The organism is Streptomyces sp. NPDC055955 (assembly GCF_042270245.1).
Lineage (GTDB): Bacteria > Actinomycetota > Actinomycetes > Streptomycetales > Streptomycetaceae > Streptomyces.
This window is the reverse complement of record NZ_JBHJYS010000031.1, coordinates 1-21,635: the sequence shown is the minus strand read 5'-3', so window position 1 is coordinate 21,635 and position 21,635 is coordinate 1. Positions and strand designations below refer to the sequence as shown.

At 69.0% G+C, this 21,635-nt stretch carries 28 protein-coding genes and 1 pseudogene; 19 read left to right on the top strand and 10 right to left on the bottom strand.

The features are described from left to right. Nucleotides 1–86: 86 nt before the first annotated feature. Nucleotides 87–776 carry a hypothetical protein gene (locus ACFC96_RS40920; RefSeq protein ID WP_376617435.1) on the bottom strand — a complete coding sequence of 230 codons (690 nt, stop codon included), beginning with the start codon at nucleotides 774–776 and terminating at the stop codon, nucleotides 87–89. A 202-nt stretch (nucleotides 777–978) separates the two neighbouring features. Here ACFC96_RS40920 and ACFC96_RS40915 point away from each other — a divergent pair, with 202 nt between their 5' ends. After that, entirely contained in the window at nucleotides 979–2,496 is a 1,518-nt protein-coding gene (locus ACFC96_RS40915) for a serine/threonine-protein kinase (RefSeq protein ID WP_376617433.1), read from the top strand. Nucleotides 2,497–3,141: 645 nt separating this feature from the next. Here ACFC96_RS40915 and ACFC96_RS40910 read toward each other — a convergent pair. Next, nucleotides 3,142–3,423, bottom strand: coding sequence for a hypothetical protein (locus ACFC96_RS40910; RefSeq protein WP_376617431.1), 282 nt, complete (start codon nucleotides 3,421–3,423; stop codon nucleotides 3,142–3,144). A gap of 554 nt (nucleotides 3,424–3,977) precedes the next feature. On the opposite strand from ACFC96_RS40910, the gene ACFC96_RS40905 reads away from it, so the two are divergent. Beyond that, the gene (locus ACFC96_RS40905) at nucleotides 3,978–4,370 is read left to right on the top strand and encodes a hypothetical protein (protein ID WP_376617430.1); all 393 of its coding nucleotides are present in this window, start codon (nucleotides 3,978–3,980) and stop codon (nucleotides 4,368–4,370) included. 92 nt (nucleotides 4,371–4,462) lie between these two features. Then, nucleotides 4,463–4,666 (top strand): helix-turn-helix domain-containing protein, encoded by a 204-nt coding sequence (locus ACFC96_RS40900; RefSeq protein WP_376617428.1) that lies wholly within the window; start codon nucleotides 4,463–4,465, stop codon nucleotides 4,664–4,666. A 45-nt stretch (nucleotides 4,667–4,711) separates the two neighbouring features. Here ACFC96_RS40900 and ACFC96_RS40895 read toward each other — a convergent pair whose 3' ends face one another. Then, entirely contained in the window at nucleotides 4,712–4,945 is a 234-nt protein-coding gene (locus ACFC96_RS40895; RefSeq protein WP_376617426.1) for a LexA family protein, read from the bottom strand. Between the two features lie 337 nt (nucleotides 4,946–5,282). On the opposite strand from ACFC96_RS40895, the gene ACFC96_RS40890 reads away from it, so the two are divergent. The 6 genes from ACFC96_RS40890 to ACFC96_RS40865 all read left to right on the top strand — a co-directional run bounded on the left by ACFC96_RS40890 (nucleotide 5,283) and on the right by ACFC96_RS40865 (nucleotide 8,748). Next, nucleotides 5,283–6,053 (top strand): hypothetical protein, encoded by a 771-nt coding sequence (locus ACFC96_RS40890; protein ID WP_376617424.1) that lies wholly within the window; start codon nucleotides 5,283–5,285, stop codon nucleotides 6,051–6,053. A gap of 454 nt (nucleotides 6,054–6,507) precedes the next feature. Continuing rightward, nucleotides 6,508–6,978, top strand: coding sequence for a DUF6247 family protein (locus ACFC96_RS40885; protein ID WP_376617422.1), 471 nt, complete (start codon nucleotides 6,508–6,510; stop codon nucleotides 6,976–6,978). Beyond that, on the top strand, nucleotides 6,975–7,331 hold the full coding sequence (locus ACFC96_RS40880; protein ID WP_376617420.1) for a hypothetical protein: 357 nt from the start codon (nucleotides 6,975–6,977) through the stop codon (nucleotides 7,329–7,331). The genes ACFC96_RS40885 and ACFC96_RS40880 overlap by 4 nt, the downstream gene beginning before the upstream one ends. Nucleotides 7,332–7,371: 40 nt before the next feature. Beyond that, on the top strand, nucleotides 7,372–8,151 hold the full coding sequence (locus tag ACFC96_RS40875; protein WP_376617419.1) for a hypothetical protein: 780 nt from the start codon (nucleotides 7,372–7,374) through the stop codon (nucleotides 8,149–8,151). 94 nt (nucleotides 8,152–8,245) lie between these two features. After that, nucleotides 8,246–8,443, top strand: coding sequence for a YlcI/YnfO family protein (locus ACFC96_RS40870; RefSeq protein ID WP_376617417.1), 198 nt, complete (start codon nucleotides 8,246–8,248; stop codon nucleotides 8,441–8,443). Continuing rightward, complete coding sequence (locus ACFC96_RS40865) at nucleotides 8,440–8,748, top strand: hypothetical protein (RefSeq protein ID WP_376617415.1); 309 nt, start codon at nucleotides 8,440–8,442, stop codon at nucleotides 8,746–8,748. Before ACFC96_RS40870 ends, ACFC96_RS40865 begins: the two co-directional genes overlap by 4 nt. A gap of 181 nt (nucleotides 8,749–8,929) precedes the next feature. On the opposite strand, the gene ACFC96_RS40860 is transcribed toward ACFC96_RS40865, so the two are convergent. Further along, a complete protein-coding gene (locus tag ACFC96_RS40860) occupies nucleotides 8,930–9,289 on the bottom strand; it encodes a hypothetical protein (RefSeq protein ID WP_376617413.1) in 360 nt (119 codons plus the stop codon). Nucleotides 9,290–9,486: 197 nt separating this feature from the next. Here ACFC96_RS40860 and ACFC96_RS40855 point away from each other — a divergent pair, with 197 nt between their 5' ends. Together ACFC96_RS40855 and ACFC96_RS40850 are read left to right on the top strand one after the other, a co-directional pair. Further along, a complete protein-coding gene (locus ACFC96_RS40855; RefSeq protein WP_376617411.1) occupies nucleotides 9,487–9,774 on the top strand; it encodes a hypothetical protein in 288 nt (95 codons plus the stop codon). Between the two features lie 141 nt (nucleotides 9,775–9,915). After that, a complete protein-coding gene (locus ACFC96_RS40850) occupies nucleotides 9,916–10,116 on the top strand; it encodes a DUF6381 family protein (RefSeq protein ID WP_376617409.1) in 201 nt (66 codons plus the stop codon). Between the two features lie 131 nt (nucleotides 10,117–10,247). Here ACFC96_RS40850 and ACFC96_RS40845 read toward each other — a convergent pair whose 3' ends face one another. After that, entirely contained in the window at nucleotides 10,248–11,015 is a 768-nt protein-coding gene (locus ACFC96_RS40845) for a Ku protein (protein ID WP_376617407.1), read from the bottom strand. Nucleotides 11,016–12,305: 1,290 nt separating this feature from the next. Between ACFC96_RS40845 and ACFC96_RS40840 the strand changes: the two genes are divergently transcribed. The 4 genes from ACFC96_RS40840 (at nucleotide 12,306) to ACFC96_RS40825 (ending at nucleotide 14,894) form a co-directional block, all read left to right on the top strand. Beyond that, complete coding sequence (locus ACFC96_RS40840; RefSeq protein WP_376617405.1) at nucleotides 12,306–12,662, top strand: hypothetical protein; 357 nt, start codon at nucleotides 12,306–12,308, stop codon at nucleotides 12,660–12,662. A 217-nt stretch (nucleotides 12,663–12,879) separates the two neighbouring features. Then, nucleotides 12,880–13,437 (top strand): hemerythrin domain-containing protein, encoded by a 558-nt coding sequence (locus tag ACFC96_RS40835; protein ID WP_376617403.1) that lies wholly within the window; start codon nucleotides 12,880–12,882, stop codon nucleotides 13,435–13,437. Nucleotides 13,438–13,577: 140 nt separating this feature from the next. Further along, on the top strand, nucleotides 13,578–13,904 hold the full coding sequence (locus ACFC96_RS40830; protein ID WP_376617401.1) for a plasmid stabilization protein: 327 nt from the start codon (nucleotides 13,578–13,580) through the stop codon (nucleotides 13,902–13,904). A gap of 282 nt (nucleotides 13,905–14,186) precedes the next feature. Continuing rightward, nucleotides 14,187–14,894, top strand: coding sequence for an alpha/beta fold hydrolase (locus ACFC96_RS40825; RefSeq protein WP_376617399.1), 708 nt, complete (start codon nucleotides 14,187–14,189; stop codon nucleotides 14,892–14,894). On the opposite strand, the gene ACFC96_RS40820 is transcribed toward ACFC96_RS40825, so the two are convergent. The 3 genes from ACFC96_RS40820 to ACFC96_RS40810 form a co-directional block, all read right to left on the bottom strand. Then, entirely contained in the window at nucleotides 14,845–15,696 is an 852-nt protein-coding gene (locus ACFC96_RS40820; RefSeq protein WP_376617397.1) for an amidohydrolase family protein, read from the bottom strand. The two genes, ACFC96_RS40825 and ACFC96_RS40820, sit on opposite strands and share 50 nt — an antisense overlap. 265 nt (nucleotides 15,697–15,961) lie before the next feature. Continuing rightward, nucleotides 15,962–16,798, bottom strand: coding sequence for a SigB/SigF/SigG family RNA polymerase sigma factor (locus tag ACFC96_RS40815; protein WP_376617395.1), 837 nt, complete (start codon nucleotides 16,796–16,798; stop codon nucleotides 15,962–15,964). Between the two features lie 664 nt (nucleotides 16,799–17,462). Further along, nucleotides 17,463–17,789 carry a plasmid stabilization protein gene (locus ACFC96_RS40810; protein WP_376617393.1) on the bottom strand — a complete coding sequence of 109 codons (327 nt, stop codon included), beginning with the start codon at nucleotides 17,787–17,789 and terminating at the stop codon, nucleotides 17,463–17,465. Nucleotides 17,790–18,087: 298 nt separating this feature from the next. Between ACFC96_RS40810 and ACFC96_RS40805 the strand changes: the two genes are divergently transcribed. The 3 genes from ACFC96_RS40805 (at nucleotide 18,088) to ACFC96_RS40795 (ending at nucleotide 19,551) form a co-directional block, all read left to right on the top strand. After that, nucleotides 18,088–18,645 (top strand): hemerythrin domain-containing protein, encoded by a 558-nt coding sequence (locus ACFC96_RS40805; RefSeq protein WP_376617392.1) that lies wholly within the window; start codon nucleotides 18,088–18,090, stop codon nucleotides 18,643–18,645. Nucleotides 18,646–18,672: 27 nt separating this feature from the next. Further along, complete coding sequence (locus ACFC96_RS40800; RefSeq protein WP_376617390.1) at nucleotides 18,673–19,089, top strand: CBS domain-containing protein; 417 nt, start codon at nucleotides 18,673–18,675, stop codon at nucleotides 19,087–19,089. 219 nt (nucleotides 19,090–19,308) lie between these two features. Further along, complete coding sequence (locus tag ACFC96_RS40795; protein ID WP_340459613.1) at nucleotides 19,309–19,551, top strand: hypothetical protein; 243 nt, start codon at nucleotides 19,309–19,311, stop codon at nucleotides 19,549–19,551. Between the two features lie 241 nt (nucleotides 19,552–19,792). On the opposite strand, the gene ACFC96_RS40790 is transcribed toward ACFC96_RS40795, so the two are convergent. After that, nucleotides 19,793–20,197: a cofilin family protein gene (locus ACFC96_RS40790; protein ID WP_376617388.1), complete on the bottom strand. Its 405-nt coding sequence runs from the start codon at nucleotides 20,195–20,197 to the stop codon at nucleotides 19,793–19,795. Nucleotides 20,198–20,430: 233 nt separating this feature from the next. Then, entirely contained in the window at nucleotides 20,431–21,240 is an 810-nt protein-coding gene (locus ACFC96_RS40785) for a hypothetical protein (RefSeq protein ID WP_376617387.1), read from the bottom strand. Between the two features lie 195 nt (nucleotides 21,241–21,435). Here ACFC96_RS40785 and ACFC96_RS40780 point away from each other — a divergent pair. After that, nucleotides 21,436–21,635: pseudogene (locus tag ACFC96_RS40780) on the top strand (hypothetical protein); the annotation flags it as partial.

The window sequence follows — 21,635 nt, the reverse complement described above, 5'->3', positions numbered from 1 at the left end:
CCTGTGACAGCGGATCTTGAGCGTGTGCCATCGAAGTCTGAGTGATCGAGGCGGCCCCTGGGGCGAGGCGGTACGAACGCCTCGCCTCACGTTGGTGGTTGAGCGAGTGTGTTGCGCTCGACCAGGTCCATCAGGAACGAGTTCAGTGCGTGTCGAGCATTCTCAGCCTTAGCCAGGGACTGGCGCAGTTCTGTCAGGCGCTCCGGGGACGGCGCCTCGTCCGCGAGGAGGTGTTCACGCACCACACTCGTAGCGGCGGCTAGGGCAGCAGTGGCTGCGATCACTTCTGGCTCTAGTGGCTCGTGCCATCCCGGAGGGTGGTAGCTGGGGCTTCCCGGCCCTTGCGGCACCCGCACACCGTCGTGCGCCGCTTCGTCGACGGCCGCGCGAGCATCTCGTGCCACTTGCTCCATTTCTTGATCAAAGTTCTCTACGGACGGGCTTCGCCGCCACGTCAGGTCTTGCTCGTACCGGTGTAGGAGCGCATCCCATTCCCGGGTTGTGGAGCGGATACGAGTGAGCCGCATGAAGGCTTCAGCCCGCTCGGCGCGGCGCCGCTCTTCGTCCTGTCGCTGTTCGACTGTGCGTGCTTGTTCCGCTTCCCGCAGCCGAGCGGCTTCGCGCGCGTCCTCTTCACGTTGTCGGGCGCGCGCCGCCTCTTGTCGAGCCTCCGCAAGGGCCCGGCGTTGAAGGTGCAAGGGCCCGGCATAGGCGGTTGCGGCGGTAATCGCTGATCCGGCGAGGGCGCCAATCAATCCATACAGTGCGTCCGACATGGCGTCACCCTGCCCGAGCGCAGCGTGAGGTGCCAGGGCTTCCGATGCTTCTTCGGCGTCAGGGGCGGCGGGTTGCCCGGCCGGTTGGCAGCACTGACCGCGTGGGAGCGGGCGAAGGCGGCCGAGTCCCGATGCCCGGCCCCCAGCCCTGAGCGCCGTGGCATGATCGGGGCGTGGTGAAGCCGAGGCTGAGGGGGCCACCGTGCGGGATCAACTCCTGGGAAACCGCTACCGGTTGGTGAGGCAACTCGGTGAGGGCGGCATGGGTGAGGTCTGGGAGGCGCAGGACGAGACGCTGGACCGGCACGTCGCGGTCAAGGTGATCTCTTTGCTCGCCGGGGGCGGAAGCCGCGGGAGTGAGGCGCGCGCTCGGTTCCTGCGTGAGGCCCGGATCACGGCTCGTCTGCAGCATCCGCACATCGTGACCGTCCACGACCTCGGCGAGAGCGGGCCCGAGAACGGCAATGCCCCGTTTCTCGTGATGGAACTGGTCCGGGGCGAGGGCCTGGACGCCAAGCTGGCCCGGGGTGAGGTCAGTCTGGAAGAGGCGGCCCGGTGGGGCGCGCAGGTCTGCGACGCCCTCGCCGAGGCGCATGCGGCGGGCGTGATGCACCGGGACATCAAGCCGTCCAACATTTTCATCACGCACACCGGCACGGTGAAGGTCCTCGACTTCGGCGTCGCGCGGGCGGCCGACCCGTATGCCACCGCCGACCGTCTCACCCAGACCGGGTTCATCGTCGGCACGCCGCCGTACATGGCCCCCGAGCAGGCACGCGGCTACCCGGAGCCCAGCAGCGACCTCTACGCACTCGGGTGTCTGCTGTTCGAGCTGATCACCGGCCGACTGCCCTTCCAAGCACCCGACAGTGTCGGCTATCTGACGGCCCACCTCAGCCAGGAACCACCCGCCCCGAGTTCGGTGCGGCCCGGCATCCCCGGCGCGTGGGACGGTCTCGTCCGCAGACTCATGAGGAAGGACCCCGCCGAACGGTACGAAACCGCCGCTGACGTCTCCCGTGCCCTGCGGCAGCTCGACCGGGCGGCCTCCACCCAGGTGCTCACGCGGCAGGACGAGGTCTCCCCGTCTTCGACCGCCAGGAGCACGTCTGTGGGAGGCCTCTGGCTGTCCGGCGCGGTCTGGCTCCTGACGGTGGTGGCGAGCGCAGTTCTGGTCTCGATCAATCTGGACGGCGAAGAGGACGCCCGTGACGCAGCGTCAGGCGCGCTCGTGGTCACCCTCGTCACTGCCTTCCTCATCGGCCGTTTCGTCCTCATGGCACGTCCGGTCTGGCGTGCGGCGGTGACGAAAGTGTCCCGCTTCGCCCTGCCGCTGCTGCTGTTCGGCATGTATGGCACGGTGATCGCGCTTACGGTCGACGGGAGCTATGTGGGGTACTGGTGGATGCTGGGCATCTCCACTGTCGCTCTGGCGAGCCTGCTGGCTCTGACCGCCGCTCTTACAGCCCAGACCGGACTCGGGGCCCGCAGAGTGGGCTACGCACTCGTGGCCCTCAACGCCATCGCACTGTTCGACACCGCCGCCGAGGCGTTGGACATCCCTGTCTCCGTCACTCCCTACATCGCCTTCGTCCACCCGGAACCGGGCACGGTCCCGCCTGCCGTCCTAGCCATCGCGATGTACTGCATCCGGGAGATCGCGACCCGCCGGGCGGCGGACGGCCAGCGCTTGTCCCACGCCGAAGTGTCGTTGCGGTAGGGGTGCCTCCGGCTTCTCACGGGCGGTGCTACGAGCTGACGCCGCCGACGGCCCTCGCGGCTCAACCTTCACTGCGACAGGGCGTCGAAGTCGGCCCGGGGAAACGGACTGGTCGAAGGAGCAGCACCGCGCCCCGGGCCGACTTCACCCGGCACCCGGGGAACGCTCACCATGGCGTGCCGGGTCGAGCCCCGCGCCTTCTCTCGGCGTAGCGGCACGTCCGGGCCGGGGGAGCGCTGGTGCTGCCCGGCGTGACTGCAGCCGGATGCGCGCGTTAGACCTGTGTGACCATGACGAAGCCCCGGCCCGCTGCGGTCACCGGCCGCGGGGAAACGATTCCTCCTTCGTCTGGTGAGCCGATCTTCGCGGCACTCGCCACCCGCTGGAAGGCGGAGGGGCGTGTCGTGCCCGGGCAGGTGGATGGGGAGTGGGTCAGGTTGGCCAGGTGTCCGTGGCCCACCCGTTAGGCCGGCGGGTGCGGGTCCCTCTCCCCCCCCATCCGCGCACCCGCTGTACCGGCCGGCAGCCTCGCCGACCTGCCCGGTAACCCGAGGCTGTCGGCCGGCCGGTCCAGTGCCGCCACCTCCCTTGACGCGCCGGCACCATGCGGGCGGGGTCAAGGGACGTGCCGGCCGGGGGAGGCCTTCAGGCGGTGTTCGTGGTGAACAGGCGTTGGGCGGCCGCGGTGGCTCCGGTCAGGTTGAGGGGGATGTCGAGGCTCTGGCACATGCGCTGGGCGCGGACGACGACGCTGAGCGTCGCGGGTGTGGGTTCGCCGGCGGGGACCTGGACGGAGACGCGGCGGGGCCGGTGGGTGTGGACGAGGTCCTCGATCTCTGCGGCGGCCGCGGCCCTGGTGTGGACATCGAGGCTGTGGTGCAGGGTCACGCGCAGGGTGTCGCCGTCGACGCGGTGACTGATCAGCATGATGGCCTCCGCTCGCGTGTCTTCAGGCCGTCCCGGTGGGCCGGGGGGTTGTCCGGTCTTCAAGGATGACAGTCGGGGCGGCGTTATCGCAGTTCACGGCCGCTCTCGGCACGTCGCTTCGCACTCCCGGGCCGCCCGGGGCCGGTGATCCGGATGCCGAGGGGTGGCTGTTCGCTCGTGTGCGGTGATGCTGTCCGCGCGGTGCGGGCGTGGTCCCCACCGCGCCCGCACCGCTTCCCCCGTGGAGCCGCGAGGCGCCCGCCGGCGCCGCGCTCCAGGCTGCCGTGGCGGGGCCTCCCCCGTGGGGCCCCGGCACGGCAGCCCCATCAGTGGATCATTTCGGTCGGTTGGCATGAACACCGCCCCCAGCGAAAAGCCCTGGCCATGCCCCCGCACGGGCGGGGCCAGGGCTGTTCTTCACGCGGCCCGGGAAGGGAGCGGGCCGCTGTCGCGCACCCCTCTCAACTATCTCCCTTCCCGTCGGCACACGCTGCGCGTCCACGCTCCGCGTCACCGAACAGCGCCTGCGCCGGTCTGCTGGGAGGATGCTTGTCATGGAGCCGCTGCCGACGCCTTGTCCCGCGGACCGGATCCCGGACACGACTGGTCTGGAAGCGTTCGAGGCCGCGTGCAAGGCGGCCAAGGATCAGGGCGTCGTGTTCATCGCGGTCGAGCAGCAGGGGAGCTCGCTGTGGACGGTCAAGGCCGATGCGCTCACCGCGCCGCAGCACACCATCACCCCCACCGTGTACAAGGCGGTGCGCGCGGCCGTCATCCGTCTCATCCGAACCTGGGAGATCCGTCCCGACTCCTTGGCCGGCGCCGTCGACTTCGCCCTGCACGACGTGGACAACGAGCCACGGGCCCGGGAACTGGCTGCCGCCCTGCATGCCGCCCTCTACGGCGACCTCGAGCCGCTGTCCCGCGCCGTGCCCCCCACCACCTGACGACGTACCGGCCGCGGGCGAACCAGGCTGTTTCCCTAACAGACCGCCGCAGGGTGCGCGATGATCCCCTTCGAACCGGGAGGGAGACGGGCATGGACAAGGGCAAGCGGATCACCGGTGCGGCACGTGACAAGGTCGCCGCCGAGCTGAAGGCCGCCTACGAGGGCGGCGCCTCGATCCGGAGCATCGCGGCGAGCACCGGACGCTCCTACAGTTTCGTCCATCGCATCCTCACCGAGGCGGGCGTCACCCTGCGCGGACGCGGCGGCGCCGTGCGCGGCAAGCCCCGCTCATAACACTCTGCCTCTGCCGTGAGGCGGCATCACGGACGAACAGACGGATCACCGCCCGCAGTGCGGGCACCGGTCGCTGCGGCGGCCCCGGGTCTCCACGACCAGGCCCCGCTCCCGCAGCCGCCGCAGGTGATAGGCGACGCTGGAGGAGCTGGTCAGTCCCACGGCCGCGCCCAGCTCGCGCACGGACGGCGCCTCGCCATGCTCGGCGATCCACTCCCGCGCGCACGCGACGATGCGGCGTTGCCGGTCGGTCAGGGTGTCCGGGGCCGTGGTGCTCATAGATTGATTAGAGCACGTGTTCGATTTTTTGGGCGAGTTAACAGGCGAGAGTCCGGCATGCGTGGTTGTCCTGTGTCATCGGAGCTTGAGTACGTGCCATTGAACGTTGAGCGACGCGAGTCTGTGTCACCGAATTGATTGCCCCAGTCGGTCGGAGCAGCTGAGGTGCTGACGGGCCCGATGGGCCGACACGGGGCGCCGTTCGCATTGACCTTGCTGGGATGTGAACTTCTGGACGGCGGGTTCGGCTACCGGCAATGCTGTACGGATGCTTCGACGTGGATGGCGAGCGTGGCGGGATCGCCGCTCGTACCAGAACCGGGCTGTGGCCGTCCGGATGAACGAGTTCTTCGACTCACTTCCGGCGCCGAGAAGAGCCGCTCTCTCGGACGTTGCCCACCACTACGCCCGCACGCTCTACCCCAACCACGAGCGCCTCTTGAGCGCGAAGTCCACCGCTGCCTACCCGTACTACGTCGGTCTCTCCTCGGAGCTGGGGAGCTTCACACATGTCACCAAGCGGATAGTCCTGGTCGCGGACACGATGCTGTTGTCCGACCACGGCATCGGATCGGTGCACGAGATCGGGCAGCACTCTCGGAGTACTTACGGCAGCAACATGGATCAGAACGGAGGGGAGCGCCTGACACCGGTATCAACCCTGACATATCGCTACGGAATGGTGACCAATGATCTTGCCCAGGTGGGGCGGTGGCTGCTGGACGCGGAACCCCTCCTACGCAGCGGGCTTGCCTGGTACTTGCCGGTTTACACGCAAGGACGCGCGGGGTGGAGGGATAACGAAGACAGGCTGGCTGCCAGCAGTCCCGGTCCTCTGCCCTCGTTCAGTGACCGGTCCATCGACTTCATGGTGGAGCATGGCCGTGCTGTAGATCTGGCGGGGACCAAACCTCTTGCCAGCCGGGTGGTCCGTCCGGTCCTGGAGATCGATCTGCCTTTCATCGACGGGCTCAGCCTCACCGACTTCGCCCAGGTCACCAGGGAGGAGTTCGACTCATACCGCCTGTACCGCGATTTCATGCGCTCCCGGCTCCTCGAACTCGATGACGCGCTGGAAGCGGTCGATTCTCAGGTGGCCCGGCCCTAGAACGGATCGCGCTCTCCATCCGTGACGAGCTGAACGCCGCTGCCGCGCAGATGAGCAGCGCGGCCCGGTCCCGGGCCCTCAGCCGCGCCGGCGCCGTACTGGGCACCACGAGCGCGGTCCTTGCCGCAGTCCGCCCCGCGGCCCTACAGGGTGCGCTCAGCATCAGCGCGACGCTCGCGGCCGGGGCAACTGGCCTGTGGCCGACCATCCAGGCGTTCGCTGACACCAAGCTCAAACGCACACATGGAAAGTGGCACTACGTTTGGGTCCTCCAAAAGAAGGCCGGCCGCTGAGACGTCCTCTTCGACGACACGCAGACTCACGTCGATCAAGGTTCGGTGGAACGCGCTCAAAGTTCGCTGCCACAGGACAGCCTTCCCGCGGCCGAGGTCAGCCTCGCCGACCCGTTCCCGTGACCGCGCGAAACCCGGACTTGTCAACTAAGCTTCAACTCATGAGCGTGCTGGAGCTGACTCTCTCGGAGCTGCTGAACAAGCCCAAGGCCACGCTGGCGAACCTGCGCGGCACGCGGCGGATAGTGCTCCGACGCCGTGATGACGAGGACCTGGTGCTGACCACCGCCGCGCGGGCCGACCAGGACCTGGAGGTGATGGGCGCAACCAGCCGGATGTTCGTGGAGATGATGCGCACCCCCCAGGGCCGCACCCTGGTCCTGGACGTGCTGCCGGCGACCTTCCCGTGGGTGCGCTACCTCCCCGCACACGACGTGCGCGCCTTCTCCGTCGAGCTGGTCGAGGCGCTCGGCGCCGCAACGTCGCTGGACAACACCGCAGGCGTCGCCCAGCTGCTCACCGAGTGGCGGCACACCGCCGAGGTGCACGCCGACCCCGAGCTCTACGCCGCGCTGACCACCGATTCGGGCGAGGACTACGGACCGGTGCCCGAGCCCGGAACCGCCGCGTGAGCCCAAAGCGCGGAGAGCGTGCCGCCCCGCCGCCGGGCCCCGACGAGTGGGACATCCGCTTCGCCAATGGCGAGGCCGCCAAGGGATGGGAGCAGCTGAGTGCCCAGGCCGCGGGCAACACCCGCGCCGCCTGGCACCTGATGCGCACCGACCCGGCCCCGGCCGCCCGCACCGAGCGCCATCACCGGCTCAAGGGCGAGCTGGCCCGCGGCGTGCACCACGGCGAGGCGATGGACCGCTGGCAGATCGAGGTAACCGCCGGCGGCCGTATCTGGTATCTGCTCGACGTCGAGCGCCGCACGGTCTGGATCGACCGTGCCTCCACGGGCCACCCCAAGGCAAGCGACCGCTGACCTCCTGGCCTGGCCTGCCGGTGCGCAGGACGATGGAGGTATGGGCATCCGCGACCAGGACCACGACCAGTACGACGTCGTTGCCGAACCGGCGCGGCCGCCGCTGACCGCGGCCTGCGCCCGGGAGATGACGGCCGGACTGCGCGCGGCGATGGACGACGTCCGGTGCTGCGTGGCGATACTCGCCGCCCGGGTCCGCGACGCCCACGCCGCCCGCGTCTGGCTCCCGTTGGGCTTCACCAGCTGGGAGTCGTACTGCCACGCGGAGCTCGGCATCTCCCGGGCCCAGGCGTACCGGTTCCTGGACGTCGCCCGTTCGCTGGCCGCGATCCACCGCGCCGCCGCCGGCACCGAGATGTCTCGCGTGCGAGACAGCGACCCGGCCGCCGCGGCTGCCCTCGACTACGGCCTGTCCCAGCGCGCCCTGATCGCCGTTTCCGCCCGCAGGGGCGACGTGGCGGAGCTGATAACCCGCCGCCTCGCCACGCGCGTCCACAGCGGCCTGAGATCCCTCGACGAGCCGACGGTGGTCCGCCAGCCCGTCCGCGACGTCCGCACCAGCTCACCCTCGCTTCCGGCGCCTGCCGGTCCGTCGGCGGATCCCACACTCACCCGCGTCGTCGACGACCTCGCCGCCAACGAGCACGCGCTCGGCGAGCTGATGCTCGAAGTCGCCCCCGCGCACCTGTCCGACACCGACGCGGCCGACGTCCTGGCACCGCTGTGCGAGGCGATCGGCAAACCCCTCGACCACGGCCTCGCCGCCCGCCGCTACGCGATATCCGACGACCGCCGCGCCCTGCACGGCACCATCCTGTGACCGCCAGGGCCGGCTGCCGCGGGCGCAGGTACCGGGGCCGGCATGTTGTTGACACGGCCTGACGCCATCACTTTGTGGTGGCTACCTTGGTGCCATGTCGATCACGCCGATGACGCTGCGTGTCCCCGACGAGCTCGCTCCCGCGATCAGGCAGGCGGCGAAGGCGGCCGGGCTGAGCGTCAACGCCTACATCGTGCGGGCCGCCCGCCGCGCCGCGACCCTGGATGCCGCCCGCCAGCTCGCCGGCCTCGGCTTGGGCGAGGACCTGGCGGGCGAGGGCGACAGTCTGTGACCCGAGAGCTCAAGCGCGGGGACGTGTGGTCCCTGTCCGACGGCCGGCACGTCCTGGTCGTCTCCCTGTCCGGCCTGGACGAGGCGTACGGGGCCGTTCTCACCCTCGTGCTGCACCCGGCCGGCCGCTACCCCGACACCGCCCTGTCCGTCACCCTCACCGACCCGGTCCTGTGCACCGCGGTTGCCGGGAACCTCCAGCAGCTGCGCGCCGCCTGCTTCGCCGGGGCGAGTCACCTTGGCGCCGTCGAGGCGGCCACCATGGCCCGCGTCGACCAGGCTTTGCGCTCCGTCCTGGACCTCTGACCGGGGTGGCCTGGAACATGGGAAAGCCCCCACGGGCGAGGGGGCTTTCCCTGCGGTTTTTCCTGGTCGGAGCACCTTGCGCTCGACTACGGCTACTCCTTCAGGCTACGCCCGCTTTCGCTCGGGCGAGCGCCGCCGATCTGGTCCACGGCAAGGGTCATGAGCACGCGCGGGGCGCCGTTCAGGCCGCCTCGACGACGTCGGGCCGCTCCGCAGACGCCTTCGCTGCGTTGATCAGGCCCATGCGCGCCTCGACGAGGTCCGGGCCGGAGAGGCTGCCCCAGAACTCGTGTCCGGTCACGATCGTGGCGAGGCGCATGACGTCGGCCTTGAGCCGGGCGACCTCGACGGCGTCCTGCTCCGTGTAGCCCGGGGTCGGCGGCCGCGCGATGTCGTGGGGGCCGTGGCCGGTCGCGGCGATGCCGTTCTCGTCCGGCTCCACCGACCAGGGCAGCGTCCTGGACAGTGCCGCGAGAGCCGCGTACGCGGCGTCGAGATCGCGCCGGGCGGCAAGAAGATCGCTGGGGAAATCTGTGGCCATAGCCCGATATTAGTTCGACCATTCGGCGACCCCGGGCACGTCAAGCGCCGCGGGGCGCAAGGTCTCAGACCGTGACCGGATGTGGCCCCTCACCACCACAACTGGCCACCATTCCTGACGTGTTGTCAGTGGCGGGTGCTTTCCTGGTGGGTCCCGTGCGCGAGGGGCGCACCGGATCTGGACGGGGGAGCAGCCAAGTGGTGCACGTGAATAAGTACGTCCGCGCGGACGGCACGAGGGTGCGGGCGCACTCGCGCTGGGCGCCCGGCGCGCGGCGGGAGATGAGCGCCGTGGCCGTCATTGTCCTGGTGGTCGTCGGTTTCGCCGGCACCACGGGCAGCGGCAGCGCAGACGGCTCCAACAAGCACAGGCCCCGGCCCCGGTCGACGGCCGTGTATCCGGTGAAGTTCCCGGACTGGGACCGGCCGCAGCCCCGGCCGACGCCGACCGTCTCGTATCCGATCCCATGGGACCGGGGCCACTGAGCCAGCGCGTCACATTCGCCCACCGCGCTGGAGGCTTTCCCAACTGCGCATTTAACAGTGGGTGATTGATCGACATGCAGAGGGTGACGGGGCCTGTTTCGCTGATGTGGCCCGCTCTTCCCCATCACCCAAGGAGTGATCATGAGCGTTGCAGGCGAGGCCGGTCGTGCCCAGCAGATGCGTGCCCGGGTCCAGGACCTGGAACAGGCCGCGGAACGCGCCACTGACCCGCAGGAGCGTCAGCGTCTGAAGGACAAGGCCCGCCACCTCAAGGAGCAGAGCGAGCACGCAGGCGGTACGCGCACGACCGACACCGACCCGACGGTCTCGTCCCACCGGTAGTTCCCAGCACAGACCACCGGCCGGGGGCCGACCTCCGTGGCTCTCCGGGCCCGCGAGAGGCCCCCGGCCGGTCACTGCTTTTCTTCGCTCCAGTACTCCCGGCAGTACCGCTAGGCACGGCCGCCGGCCACTCAGCCGCCCTGGTGGGCGCGTGCGGCCCGCACCGACTCCTGAAGCGCGGCCATCAAGTCCACCGCCGGCACCGGCTCGGGCGGCGCGGCCAGCTCGTCGCCGGACAGCTTCGCTGCGACCAGCTCCTCAAGCGCCTGCCGGTACTCGTCCCGCAGCTGGCCGACCCCGACACCCGGGAGTTCACGCATCAGCACCTCGGCAAGCTCCAGCTCCCGATCGGTGACCGGCGCGGACGGGGCCAAGTCCCCCGGATCGCGCAGCTCGTCCTGCCACAGCAGCGTGTGGAGGATGAGGATGCCGTGGCGTGGCCGCAGCAGTGCGATCCGTTCCCTCGAGCGGACGGCGACCTTGCACACGCCCACCTGCCCGCTGCGCGCGAGCGCCTCGACGAGCAGCGCATAGGGCCGCTCGGCCGGCGGCCCGTCGGGACCGACGTAGTACGGCCGGCTGAACGAGATCGGGTCGATGTCCTGCCACGGCACGAAACCGAGCACCGACACGACGTGCCGGCTCGCCAGTGGCAGACGCGCCAGATCCTGATCGCCCAGCGGCACCAGCCGCCCGTCCGGCAGCTCCCAGCCGCGCCCGACCTCCTCATACGGGATCTCACGGTCCTCGGCCTCACAAAACCGCCGGTGCTGCACCCTGCCGCCGTCCGCGGCATGGACCTCCCGCAGCCGCACCCGGTGCTCCTCGGTCGCCGAGAACAGCTTCACGGGCAGCACGACCAGCCCGAACTGGAGCACGCCCGACCACAGGGCCCTCATGCCTTCAAGCCTCCATCGCCACCGCTGCGGGTGCACCTCGGCCGAGTCGATCACTGCGACCTGATCTGGCCGCTGGGAGGGCTTTTCCAACTGCGCATTTAATGACCCGGCGCCGCCCGTGTAGTGGCTCCTTTACCTGTCGGTCACGGCGGCGTACGAAGAACGGGTGGCCCTGCCCGGTTCGGCGAAAGGCGGGCCGGGCCCTTCTCCGTTGGAGCCGCAGCCCGACGATGTGAACGCCCGGGCGCAGCCCAAGGGGCCGGCGTGAGATGCGGGCTGGTTGCCACACCCGCAACGTATGGGCGGGAGTGTCGTTGTGGCAGGCAGGGCAGCCGCTCTCGGGGCTTCGCGCTATTCGTCGACAGTGTGTGGGGGCGAACAGCGGGGATGGCGGTGCACACCTGCGGCGACTGCCCGACGTCGGGCCCCTCTGCGCCTTCCCGCAGGCCGCAGAGGGGCCCCTCCCTCAACCTCCTGTTTGTCCCTTGTGGAGAGGAGAGCCCTGCGGCGCATGAGCGGGACGGGGAGCGTGGCTGCGGTGCAGGGAACAGATGCCCCGCGGCGAGGGCGCGGGTACCGCGGGGACATCGGCCAGCCACTCCAAGGGGAGCGCTTGGAGTAACCGTGCCAATGTGCCCGTCCCGGATACGGCGGCGGCGCTCCCGGCGCGGCGTGTCACGGGCGTGCCCCCTTTGGCCGCCCGCATCCGACCTGCCGCACGCGCCGTGGGGTCTGCGGACCGCCCTCCCTGCTGGCCTCCGGGCCCGGCAGCATTATTCGAACGAGTGAGCCACTTTGACGCGCGCGAGCGCGGACTGGAGTGCCCCTGGCCCTGGCCGGTCAGGGCGCCGACCTTGCCGTAGTGGAGCACGGTGTTGGCGTTGCTCCAGTCCTCCACGTCCTTGAGCCCGCCGTGGATCTCCCCGCGCAGGGTCGCCAGCACCCTCCCAGGAGACAGGTGGAGACGCCTTGCGACGCGGTGCGTCCCCCTGTGGAGGGTGCGCGGTGGCAGGCCACGGCTGGCCGCCGCCCTGCATGTCGCCCTCTACGACGTCTTCGAACCTCTGCCCTCGCGCCGTGCACTGACGCCGCCGGACCTGTTGAGCAGGCAAGCCGCGGAACTGACGACATGACAGGGCCTGAGGCCGAGAGCGGAGAACCTCCGGCACTCGGATCGTGCACAGTTCCTATGGCAGACGCAGCGAGTACTCAGGTGAGCCACAGCCCCTGAGCGTGACGGTCGAGCATGGCGCAGTTGGCGCTGGGCCAACCGCGGATACGTTGCGCTGCATGACGGCAGAACCGGAACATGGACCGGCGGAATCGGCTGACGTCCGCGAGGCGCGGAGGGCTATTGACGAGCACATGGGCCGTGCCGGCACCGACGAGGAGCTGGCCCGCTGGAAGGACAGCGGTCGTATCGATGACCGAGTGGCGGAGGAAGTCGCGCGTGCGGCGTGGGACGCGGTCCAAGACGTCACACCACCCCCGCCCTCACCTCGGTCGGGCCCGGTGGAGAAGTCCGTCCCGTCGCCGCAACGAGCGGAGCGGCACCGGCGCGCGGTGGCCGTGGCGCGCGGCCTGCGCGAGCTCGGATACCACCTGGACGAAACGCTCCTGCCGGGTCCGGACATGGCAGCTGGGTAGGTCACACCGGCAGGCCCGCAAGAAGTCGCATTTCCTCTGGATCGCCGGCCCTCGGACGGACGGGCCTGTGCTTCCCACTGGCGCGCCCCTGGGCTCGGCGCCCCCACCGCCGGCACGTGCGCAGGTGCGCCACCGGGGCGTTATGCCCTCACGGCTTCGGGAACCCGTGGAGGGGGACAGCCGGACGTGCTGGCTGCGCATCGAGAGGCGGCGCGCCATGGGGCATGGCGGTGATGTGATCGCGGAACTCACCACCGACCACCGTGAGATCAAAGACCTCTTCAAGCAGTTCTCGAACATTCTCCCCGGGAGCGAGGACCGCAAGCGCCTGGCAAATGCGTTGACGATCGAACTGGTGCGGCACTCCGTCGCCGAGGAGGAGTACCTTTATCCGGCCGTGCGCAAGCATCTGCAGGACGGCGACGCCCTGGCGGACAAGGAGCTCGCCGAGCACGCCCGCGTCGAACGGCTTCTCGCCGCCCTCCAGCAGCGCGAACCCGCCGATCTCGACTTCGACCGGCTGGTGGTGAAGCTGTACACCGAGGTGACCGCCCACGTGTACGACGAGGAGAGCCACCTCTTCCCCCGGCTGCGCAACGGTGTTCATTCCTATGTCCTTGAGGAGCTGGGCAACAAGGTGCGGCGGGCGAAGAAGTCCGCGCCCACCCGTCCGCACCCCGGCGCCCCGAGCACCCCACCGGCGAACAAGCTGCTTGCCCCGGGGCTGGGAATGGTGGACCGGGTGCGCGATTACCTCTCCGGCCGCGGCCAGTAGCCGCCGCCCTCGTTTTCCTCGCAGTCACGACGTCGGGGCGACTGAGGCCGGCCGACGCCGTTGACTGGCGGCGCCGAGGGTTCGGGCGTGCACTGGTAGGGCCCTGACAGATCCCGAAAGTGTGAAAGGGATGAGGGACTGTGCCTGCAGGATCGAGCAAGAAGCGGGAACGACAGTACGAGCACATCAAGGAACAGGCCAAGGAACGTGGCACCTCGGAGAAGCGGGCCAAGGAAATCGCCGCCCGCACCGTCAACAAGGAGCGTGCGCGTAGCGGGGAGGCCGAAACCGCCAGCAAGTCCTCCACTCGCGACCCGAAATCCGCCTACCAGCGCGGCGGGGAACGCTCCCACAGCGGGCCGGGCGGCCCGACCAAGGACCAGCTGTACGAAGAGGCGAAGAAGAAGAATGTCGAGGGCCGCTCGACCATGAACAAGCAGGAACTGCGCAAGGCCCTCGGTCGCTGACTCTCAGCCCCCTGGGTACGCGGGGATGGCTGGAGCGGGCTCCGAACATGTGCCACCGATCCGGCGGCTGAGACGTGGCCGAGCGCCCCCGCTCCCCGCCGCATGCTCACCGCCCGCGGGGCGCGAACGGGGGCGCGGGCGCCGACGTTGTCAGGAACAGCCCGCTGTCCCGACATCAGGGTGGTGAGGCAGGCCGGGGATGTAGGTCGAGACGGCAACGGTGTCCTTGCGTTCATCCCGTCGGCAGGACGCGGTAGCTGGATTGCGGGGTAGGGATGGTTCATGCAACGGATCACGGCGGTGGTGAGCGGCCGGCCGATGGTGGCCTGGCGGCTTGCCGGACGGAGACCGCCGGTGGTGTGCCTGCACGGCGCCGGAGTCTCCAGTCGGGAATTCCGGCCCTTCCTTGAGGTCCTCGCCCGTCGCCACGACGCGTGGAGCGTCGACCTCCCCGGGTACGGTGCCAGCGGCAGTCCTTTGCGACCGCTGGGGTTGCGGGCGCTGACTGACGCGCTCGCCGAGTGGCTGACCGCTGTCGGCCTGGACCGGGCGGTGCTGCTTGGCGGATCCTTCGGCTGCCAGGTTGCCGTCGACGCCGCCGTCCGGCATCCGGAGCGCATTACTGGCCTGGTGCTCGTGGGCCCGAGCGTCGACCCTGCCGCCCGCAGTTTCATGCGCCAGCTGGTGCGCTGGATGCCTGAGGCGCCTCCGGTGACGCCTACGCGTGCTCGTCGTCCCGCGTGTTCTCGCCAGAAGACTGCCGGCAACCGGATGTCCCGGCGCTGCCCGCCGTGGCTCCTTTACCTGTCGGTCACGGCGGCGTGCGAAGAGCAGGTGGCCCGGCCGGGTTCGGCGAAGGCCGGGCCGGGCTCTGCGCGTCGGGGGACTCAGCCCGATGACGTGAACGCGCGGGCGCGACGCACGATTCGGGGCTCAGCTTTCAGGTGGCCTGTGCGTCCTCGCCCGGCTGCTTGTCGCGGGGGAGGCTGAAGATTCGTCGTGCGTTGCTGGACAGAAACAGCTCTGTGGTCTCCTCGTCCAGGCCGAGGTCGTCGAGGTGCTCCAACGCCTTCGTTGGAGTGATCATCGGGTAGTTCGTGCCGAACAGCACCTTGGTGCGGCCCCGGCCGCGCAGGTAGTCGACCAGCTCGTGGGGGTAGCGGCGGGCGGTGTAGGCGCTGGTGTCGATGTAGACGCCTTGGTGCTTGTCGGCCACCGCGATCATTTCCGTGGTCCACGGGTAGCCGATGTGTCCGCACACGATGGTCAGCTCGGGGAAGTCGAGAGCGATCTGGTCGATGTAGGGGATGGGGCGGCCGGTCTCGGACGGGCGCAGTGGCCCGGTGTGTCCGACCTGGGTGCAGAAGGGGATGCCGAGTTCGACGCAGGCGGCGTACAGCGGGTAGTACAGCCGGTCGGTGGGCGGGAGCTGCCACAGCCAGGGCACGATCCGCAGGGCCACGAAGCCGAGTTTTTCCACGGCGCGGCGCAGCTCGCGCACGGCCTGGACCGGCCGGGTGAGGTCCGCGCCGGCCACCCCACGCAGCCGGCCGTCGGACTGGGCGACGAACTCGGCCACTTCATCGTTGCTGATCAGCGGCCCCTGCGGGCCGTACCAGGCCGCCGAAAGGCCGATCTCGACATCAGCGGCGGCCAGGGCGGCCACGGTGGCCTTGACCGGCAACGGTTCCTCCAGCAGGCCCCGCCCGGTCCAGCGGCGCAACGACTCGAACATCTCGTGGTTGGAGTGACGGAGCGTGGGGTGCTGCATCCACACGTCGATGACCGGCATCAGATTCCTGCCTCTGCTCTGGGCCGCGGGCAGCCCTGCCCCGGAACCGGCTAAGCGATCGCTTACCGCGACCCTAGCCGGTACGTGTCGCCCACAACCACTCCGAAAGCCACCCCACTTCCTGCCCTCTCGACCGGCGGCCGTCTGAATCTCGTCGGCTCGCCCTCGCGCTCCACCCCGAGCAGTCCAGGTCCGCCTCCCGCGACGACTCCGCCGCGGGGGCCGGGACGCTTCAGGTGCCCTACCCCGCCGGTCTTCTTTGCGGTCAGGCTGCCGGTGCGCCTTGACCAGGTTGCTGGTCGCGGGTGGCTTCGTCGCGTACGCGTTGGCAGCTGGTGTGGATGAGGCGGGAGACGTGCATCTGTGAGATCCCGAAGTGTTCCCCGATCTGGCTCTGGGTCATGTCCTCGAAGAACCGTAGGTAGAGGATCGTGCGTTCGCGTTCGGGGAGGTGTTTGAGGCCGGCCTTGGCGGCTTCGCGGTCGGTGATCACGTCGTAGGCGGCCTCCGAGGCGCCGAGCGCGTCCGCGAGGCTGAAAGCGGCGTCGCCTGAGGACACGAGCCCCGCGTCGAGGGACAGGGCGCTGAAGCCGTCGATGGCTTTGAGGCCGTCGCGGACCTCGCCCTCGCTCAGGCCGGCATGGGTGGCGATGGCGGTCACGCTGGGTTCTGAGCTGCCGCCGGGCTGCTGGGTGAGTTCGCGGCGGGCGAGGCGGACCGTGTTGCGCAAGTTCTGCACGCGCCGGGGGACGTGGACGTCCCACATGTGGTCGCGGAAGTGGCGGCGCAGCTCGCCCCTGATGGTGGGGACGGCGTATGGCTCGAACCTGCCACGCTGCGGGTCGAAGTTCTGGACGGCCTTGAGTAGCCCCATGGCCGCGACCTGGCGCAGGTCCTCGAGGCTTTCGCCCTTGTCCTGGAAACTGCCGGCCATGCGGTGCGCCATGGGCAGCCACGCCTCGATGACCTCTTCACACAACAGATCCCGCTCGGGTCCTTCATCGAGGCCGGCAAGGTGAGCGAACGCGTCCGCCGTGTCCGGACTGTCGTCGTGAACGCGACCGGACGGGCTGTGGCGCCGGGGCCTTTGGTCGGTGAGCATGAGAACGCTCCTCAACGGTCGGGACTGTCGGTCCGTCCGCGAGGAGCGATGCGCCGGGGGGCCATTCGACCAGAAAGCGTTTCGCCGCTCGCGGGTAGATGCCTCCGGTCCGAAGCACCGTTCTGGTACGCCTGCCCACCATTGTCCGCCCAAACAAAGCCGCCCACGAATCGCCGTCGGCGGCCCGGACCGCTCCGCGGCCCACGAGGACCTGTCCGGGCGATCAAGCCGGGCTCATCCGGTGCGCTCCTGGAGAGAACTCGCGATCACGCCGGAATGAGACTGCCACGTCAGGAGCCCGCCCGCCGTCTGGGTCGCTGTGCGCGCCGTGCACTCCCGCCATCACTCCCGTCCGGCAGGCGGGCGCCGCATGCTGGATGCCCAACCGGCGTCAGGGGCCCAGCAGTACCGGGACGGTCTGCGGCGCGGCCGCCGACATCTCGGTGCCCGACTGGGGGAGAGCGCGCCGCCGAACAGCTCGGCCACGACCAAGCCGCCGTCCGCCTCGCCGGCGTCTACGCCCTCGCACGCCTCGCCCATGGCTGAGCCGATGCCCTGGCCGCGGTGCTCGGGCAGCAGGTAGGCACACGCGGCCGCCGACCAGAAGCCGCCTAAGCCGGTCAACATCGGCCCGTCTGGATCGTGGCACCCCCATCCTTCTTCGTCAGCGGCCAAGGGCCTTGCGCAACTCCTGCTTGTTCATCGAGGAGCGCCCATCAATGTGGCGCTTCTTGGCCTCTTCGTACAGCTGGTCCTTGGTGGGGCCCTGCGAACCGCTGTGCGAGTGCTCGCCGCCGCGCTGGGAGGCGGACTTCTTGTCCTGGGTGGACGTCTTGCTGGTGCTCTTGGATTCGCCCGAGCGTGCTCGCTCCTTGTTCACGGTGCGCGCGGCGATCTCCTTCGCACGCGAAGCACTAGCCCCGCGTTTTTGAGCGCCTTCCTTGATGTGCTCGTACTGCCGTTCCCGCTTGGAACTTGATCCTGCCGGCATGACTTTGTGCCTTTCTGGCGCGAGTCGTCACGTGACGTGCATGCGCACACCGAGCCGAGTACCGAGCATTGGCGTGCATGCGCCGTAGGGAGCGCCTTTGCTCCGGCGGCCTGCCTTCCCACTTCATGACGGTTGGGCGCGATGCGCGACAGCAGTAGGCCAAGCGTGTTGCTGCCGTCCCAGGCGTCAGGTACGGGTCGCAGGGTGTGTGGTGATGTGAGCTTCGGGTACCCGGGCCGCCGAGAGGCCGAGCCCGGCTGCTCGGCCTCGGCGACCGCATTGAGGGGAGGCCCCCGCTATGGGGCACGGAGGGAACGTCATCGCGGAGCTGACCGTGGACCATCGCGAGGTGGACGAACTGTTCATCAAGATCGAGGCGCTGCCGCTTGGTGACCCCCTGCGCCGGGATCTGGCTGATGAGCTGACCGTGGAGCTGGTGCGGCACTCGGTCGCCGAGGAGCAGTACCTCTATCCGGCGGTGCGTGAGCACGTCGACGGCGGCGACGCTTTGGCGGACAAGGAGCTTGAGGACCATGCCGGCGCGGAGCGGCTGCTCAAGCATCTCGAGGGCCGCGACGCCCGCGACGATCAGTTCGACACGCTCGTGGCGAAGCTGAAGTCCGAGGTCACCGAACACATCCGCGACGAGGAGGTACGGCTCTTCCCGCTGCTGGCAGCCGCCTGCACACCGCAGGAGCTGGAGGAGCTGGGGGACAAGGTCCGCAAGGCCAAGAAGACGGCCCCGACCCGCCCGCACCCTTCCGCGCCGTCCACTCCTCCCGGCAACAAGATCGTCGGTGCGGGAATCGGACTCGTCGACCGCGCCCGGGACCTGCTGACCGGCCGCAACCAGTAAACAACCGCAATCCGAAGGGAGGTCATGATGGCCACCGCACGGGAAATCATGACCGCAGACGCAGAGTGCGTCGGTGAGCACGAGAGTGTTCTGGCCGCGGCGCGCAAGATGACGGGTCTTGGTGTCGGAGCGCTGCCCATCTGCGGCAGCGACGAGCGACTCAAGGGCGTTCTGACCGACCGCGACATCGTGGTGAAGGTCCTGGGCGAGGGAAAGGACCCGGCCAAGACCGAAGCGGGGGAACTGGCTCAGGGCGAAGCCGTGACCATCGGCGCCGACGACGACGCCGCCGAGATCCTGCGCACCATGACCGCACACAAGGTCCGCAGGCTGCCCGTCATCGACGGCCACGTCCTGATCGGCATGGTCGCGCAGGCCGACGTCGCCCGCGCCCTGCCCGACCTGGAGGTCGGACAACTCCTCGAGGCACTGTCCACCGACTGACCACAGCCGGCCGAGCCGGTGGGATTGGCGCAGGGCCGGTGCGTCACGGCGAGCCCCATGGATCGGCATTAGGTTTCGTCACGGACTGTCGGCCTGTCACGCGCGTCCGAAGCGGCAGGCCCGCGGCATCGGTCACCGCGGGCAGAACTTTGGGTTAGAGGGCCGGCGGCCATCACCCAACGCCTTCGGGGCCCGCCCCCTTCCACGAAAGGAGATCCCATGACCGAAGTACTCGGTCACAACACGGACCCGGTCAGCGCCCTGATGCACCTGATCAGCGCGGACAACGGGCGATGGCTGAAGGACCAGCCACTATCGAAGCAGAAGGAGATCGCCGGACGGTATTTCGACAGCACCGACGTGGACGTGGCCGACGTCATGGGCGGCCTGGCAGAACAGCCGAGCTCGCAGGACATGGCCAACGAGCTCATCGAGTCAGAGAGGAAGACGACAGGGGACTAGCGGCGTCTTCTTTCCCTTCGGCCAGCCGCGCACTTCTTTGCCGGTGGTGCTCTGCGCCCAGACGGCCAATGACCCCTCGATGCACCCAGCGAGGCTGGGTATCACCGAGACTGAGCGGATCAAGAAGTACGGCGCCGAGTGTGACGACACCGAAGAGCGGCCCAACCTGTCGTGTTGCCTCCGGCGCCATCGACCGCAGAGCGGCAAGGAGGGCGCGGCGCCCATGCCTTGGGCTGCGCGGTTAGGACTGAGCGACGCGGACGAGGTGGTTGTACTCCAGGTCGGACCGGCTCGTGGCCTCGAGGGAGATGTCGATGCCCTCAAACTGACTTCTGAGGGCGGCGTAACAGGCGGCTTGCGCTGTCCCCTGCTCGGGACTGATGTCTTGAGGGGACCAGGCGATCAGCACGATCGCTTCTTGGCGGTTGCCGCTGCGGTCGGCGAAGCACAGTTCATAGACCACGAGGCGGGGATCGGACGGCAGAACGTTGAGCAGCTCGTCGTGGGTCAGGTTCCCTGCGAAGTCCAGGGTGAGGGTGTCCAGGCTGTCATTGAGCCGGTACAGCACGGTGGTGATGTGCCGGCTCCTCTTGAGGTCGTCGAATGCGTCGATACAGCGGTCTTCCACCGAGATAGCACTGGTCACGACAACACCTTCCGGTCACGGGCTGCGCTTCGGAGAGATCAACGAACCCTTGGCTAGAAGGTTGTGAACCGACCGTCGCGAGAGCTGGCGGGATGCCCCTACACTCCACGAACCGCTGTCGGCATCCCCAGCAGCAAGATCACGATCTACGGCTGGAGTACTAGACCGGCCCGGCGCCCGCCCGCCGCACTGACCCACCGTGGCGAAGCGGACGCAGAGGCGTTCCGATGCGGCTACGCCCCAGGCTGCTGCTGTGGGACAGTGTCGTGCTGGCCCTTGGGGCTGCGGCGGCGCGGGGGCTTGGCGGCAGCTGTCACAGCCTTCTCAGCTGCTGTATTGCGGTGCATTTCCTTCGCGCTCTCCAGCACGTCCTGCACGACGCGTTCCAGCACGTCTGCCTGCCGCTCCGCCGGCAGCGACGCCGCGATGCGCTCTGCCGAGAGGAAGTACCCGTTCAAGACCGGCTGGTTGAAGTACTGGTTGAGCTGTTGCAGAGCGCGTTCATAGGTTTGCATGAAGGTGCGGCTCAGGTAGGTGGTGAAGGCCGTACCGATGGCCGCAACCGAACCAATGAAGAGTCTGTCGCCTTGCGCATTGAGCTGCCAGCCGGCGAAGAAGGCCACGATCATGATGACCAGCCCAACCACCATGGCAAAGCGGCTGCTGAGATACGCCTTCGTCGCCTGATCCGTGGCGATGCTGTGGTACCGCTCAAGCAGGATCCGATTGAAGTCCACGATGCTGGGCAGCTCCATCTTCTCCCGAAGCCGGTCTGCCGCGGATTCGAGAACACGCCGCTCCTCCGCTGCCTCGGCCAGGCGAGCCTTAGCCAGACGAATGGACGCCCACACAACAAGCAGAACCAGCACGGCGAGCGCACCAAGGATCACCGGCCACAGCCACGCTGGCACCGGATCAGAGACGGTGACCACTCTCGTCGCACCACTCTTGGCGCCGCCGGCAACCGCGTCGTCGTAGTGCTTCGCCGCTTCCTCCTCAGCAGCACTACGGCTCGAGAAAAGGGAGTCGAACGTGCTGGTCATCAGGAGCCCGCTAACCCCGGCCACTGCCACGCCGACAAGCGAGACAACCGCAATACGGGTAGAAACGTCATGATAGTTAGCCATTCGCCCCAACCTCAACGCGCCCTGGATCAGACGACGTTAGCCTCAGTCTTTCGTGATGCACCGTCAATGTAGGCGGTCGGGCGCCACCGTCACGGCGTTCGAGGGGGTCTGATGCACGCGATCACGTGCGGCACCTGCGCCACCGACCCCCGGCCGCTTCGCGCTCTTTCCAACGGCGCCTTCGAGTGCTCCGGCGGTCACCAACTCGCTCCGCGAGACGTCGTCTTGGACGGCAGCCATGTGTGGACCGTGGACGCACAGGGCATCCTCGGGTGCGTCGTCGACCCGGCACGCGCCGTTGAGGCCCTTGG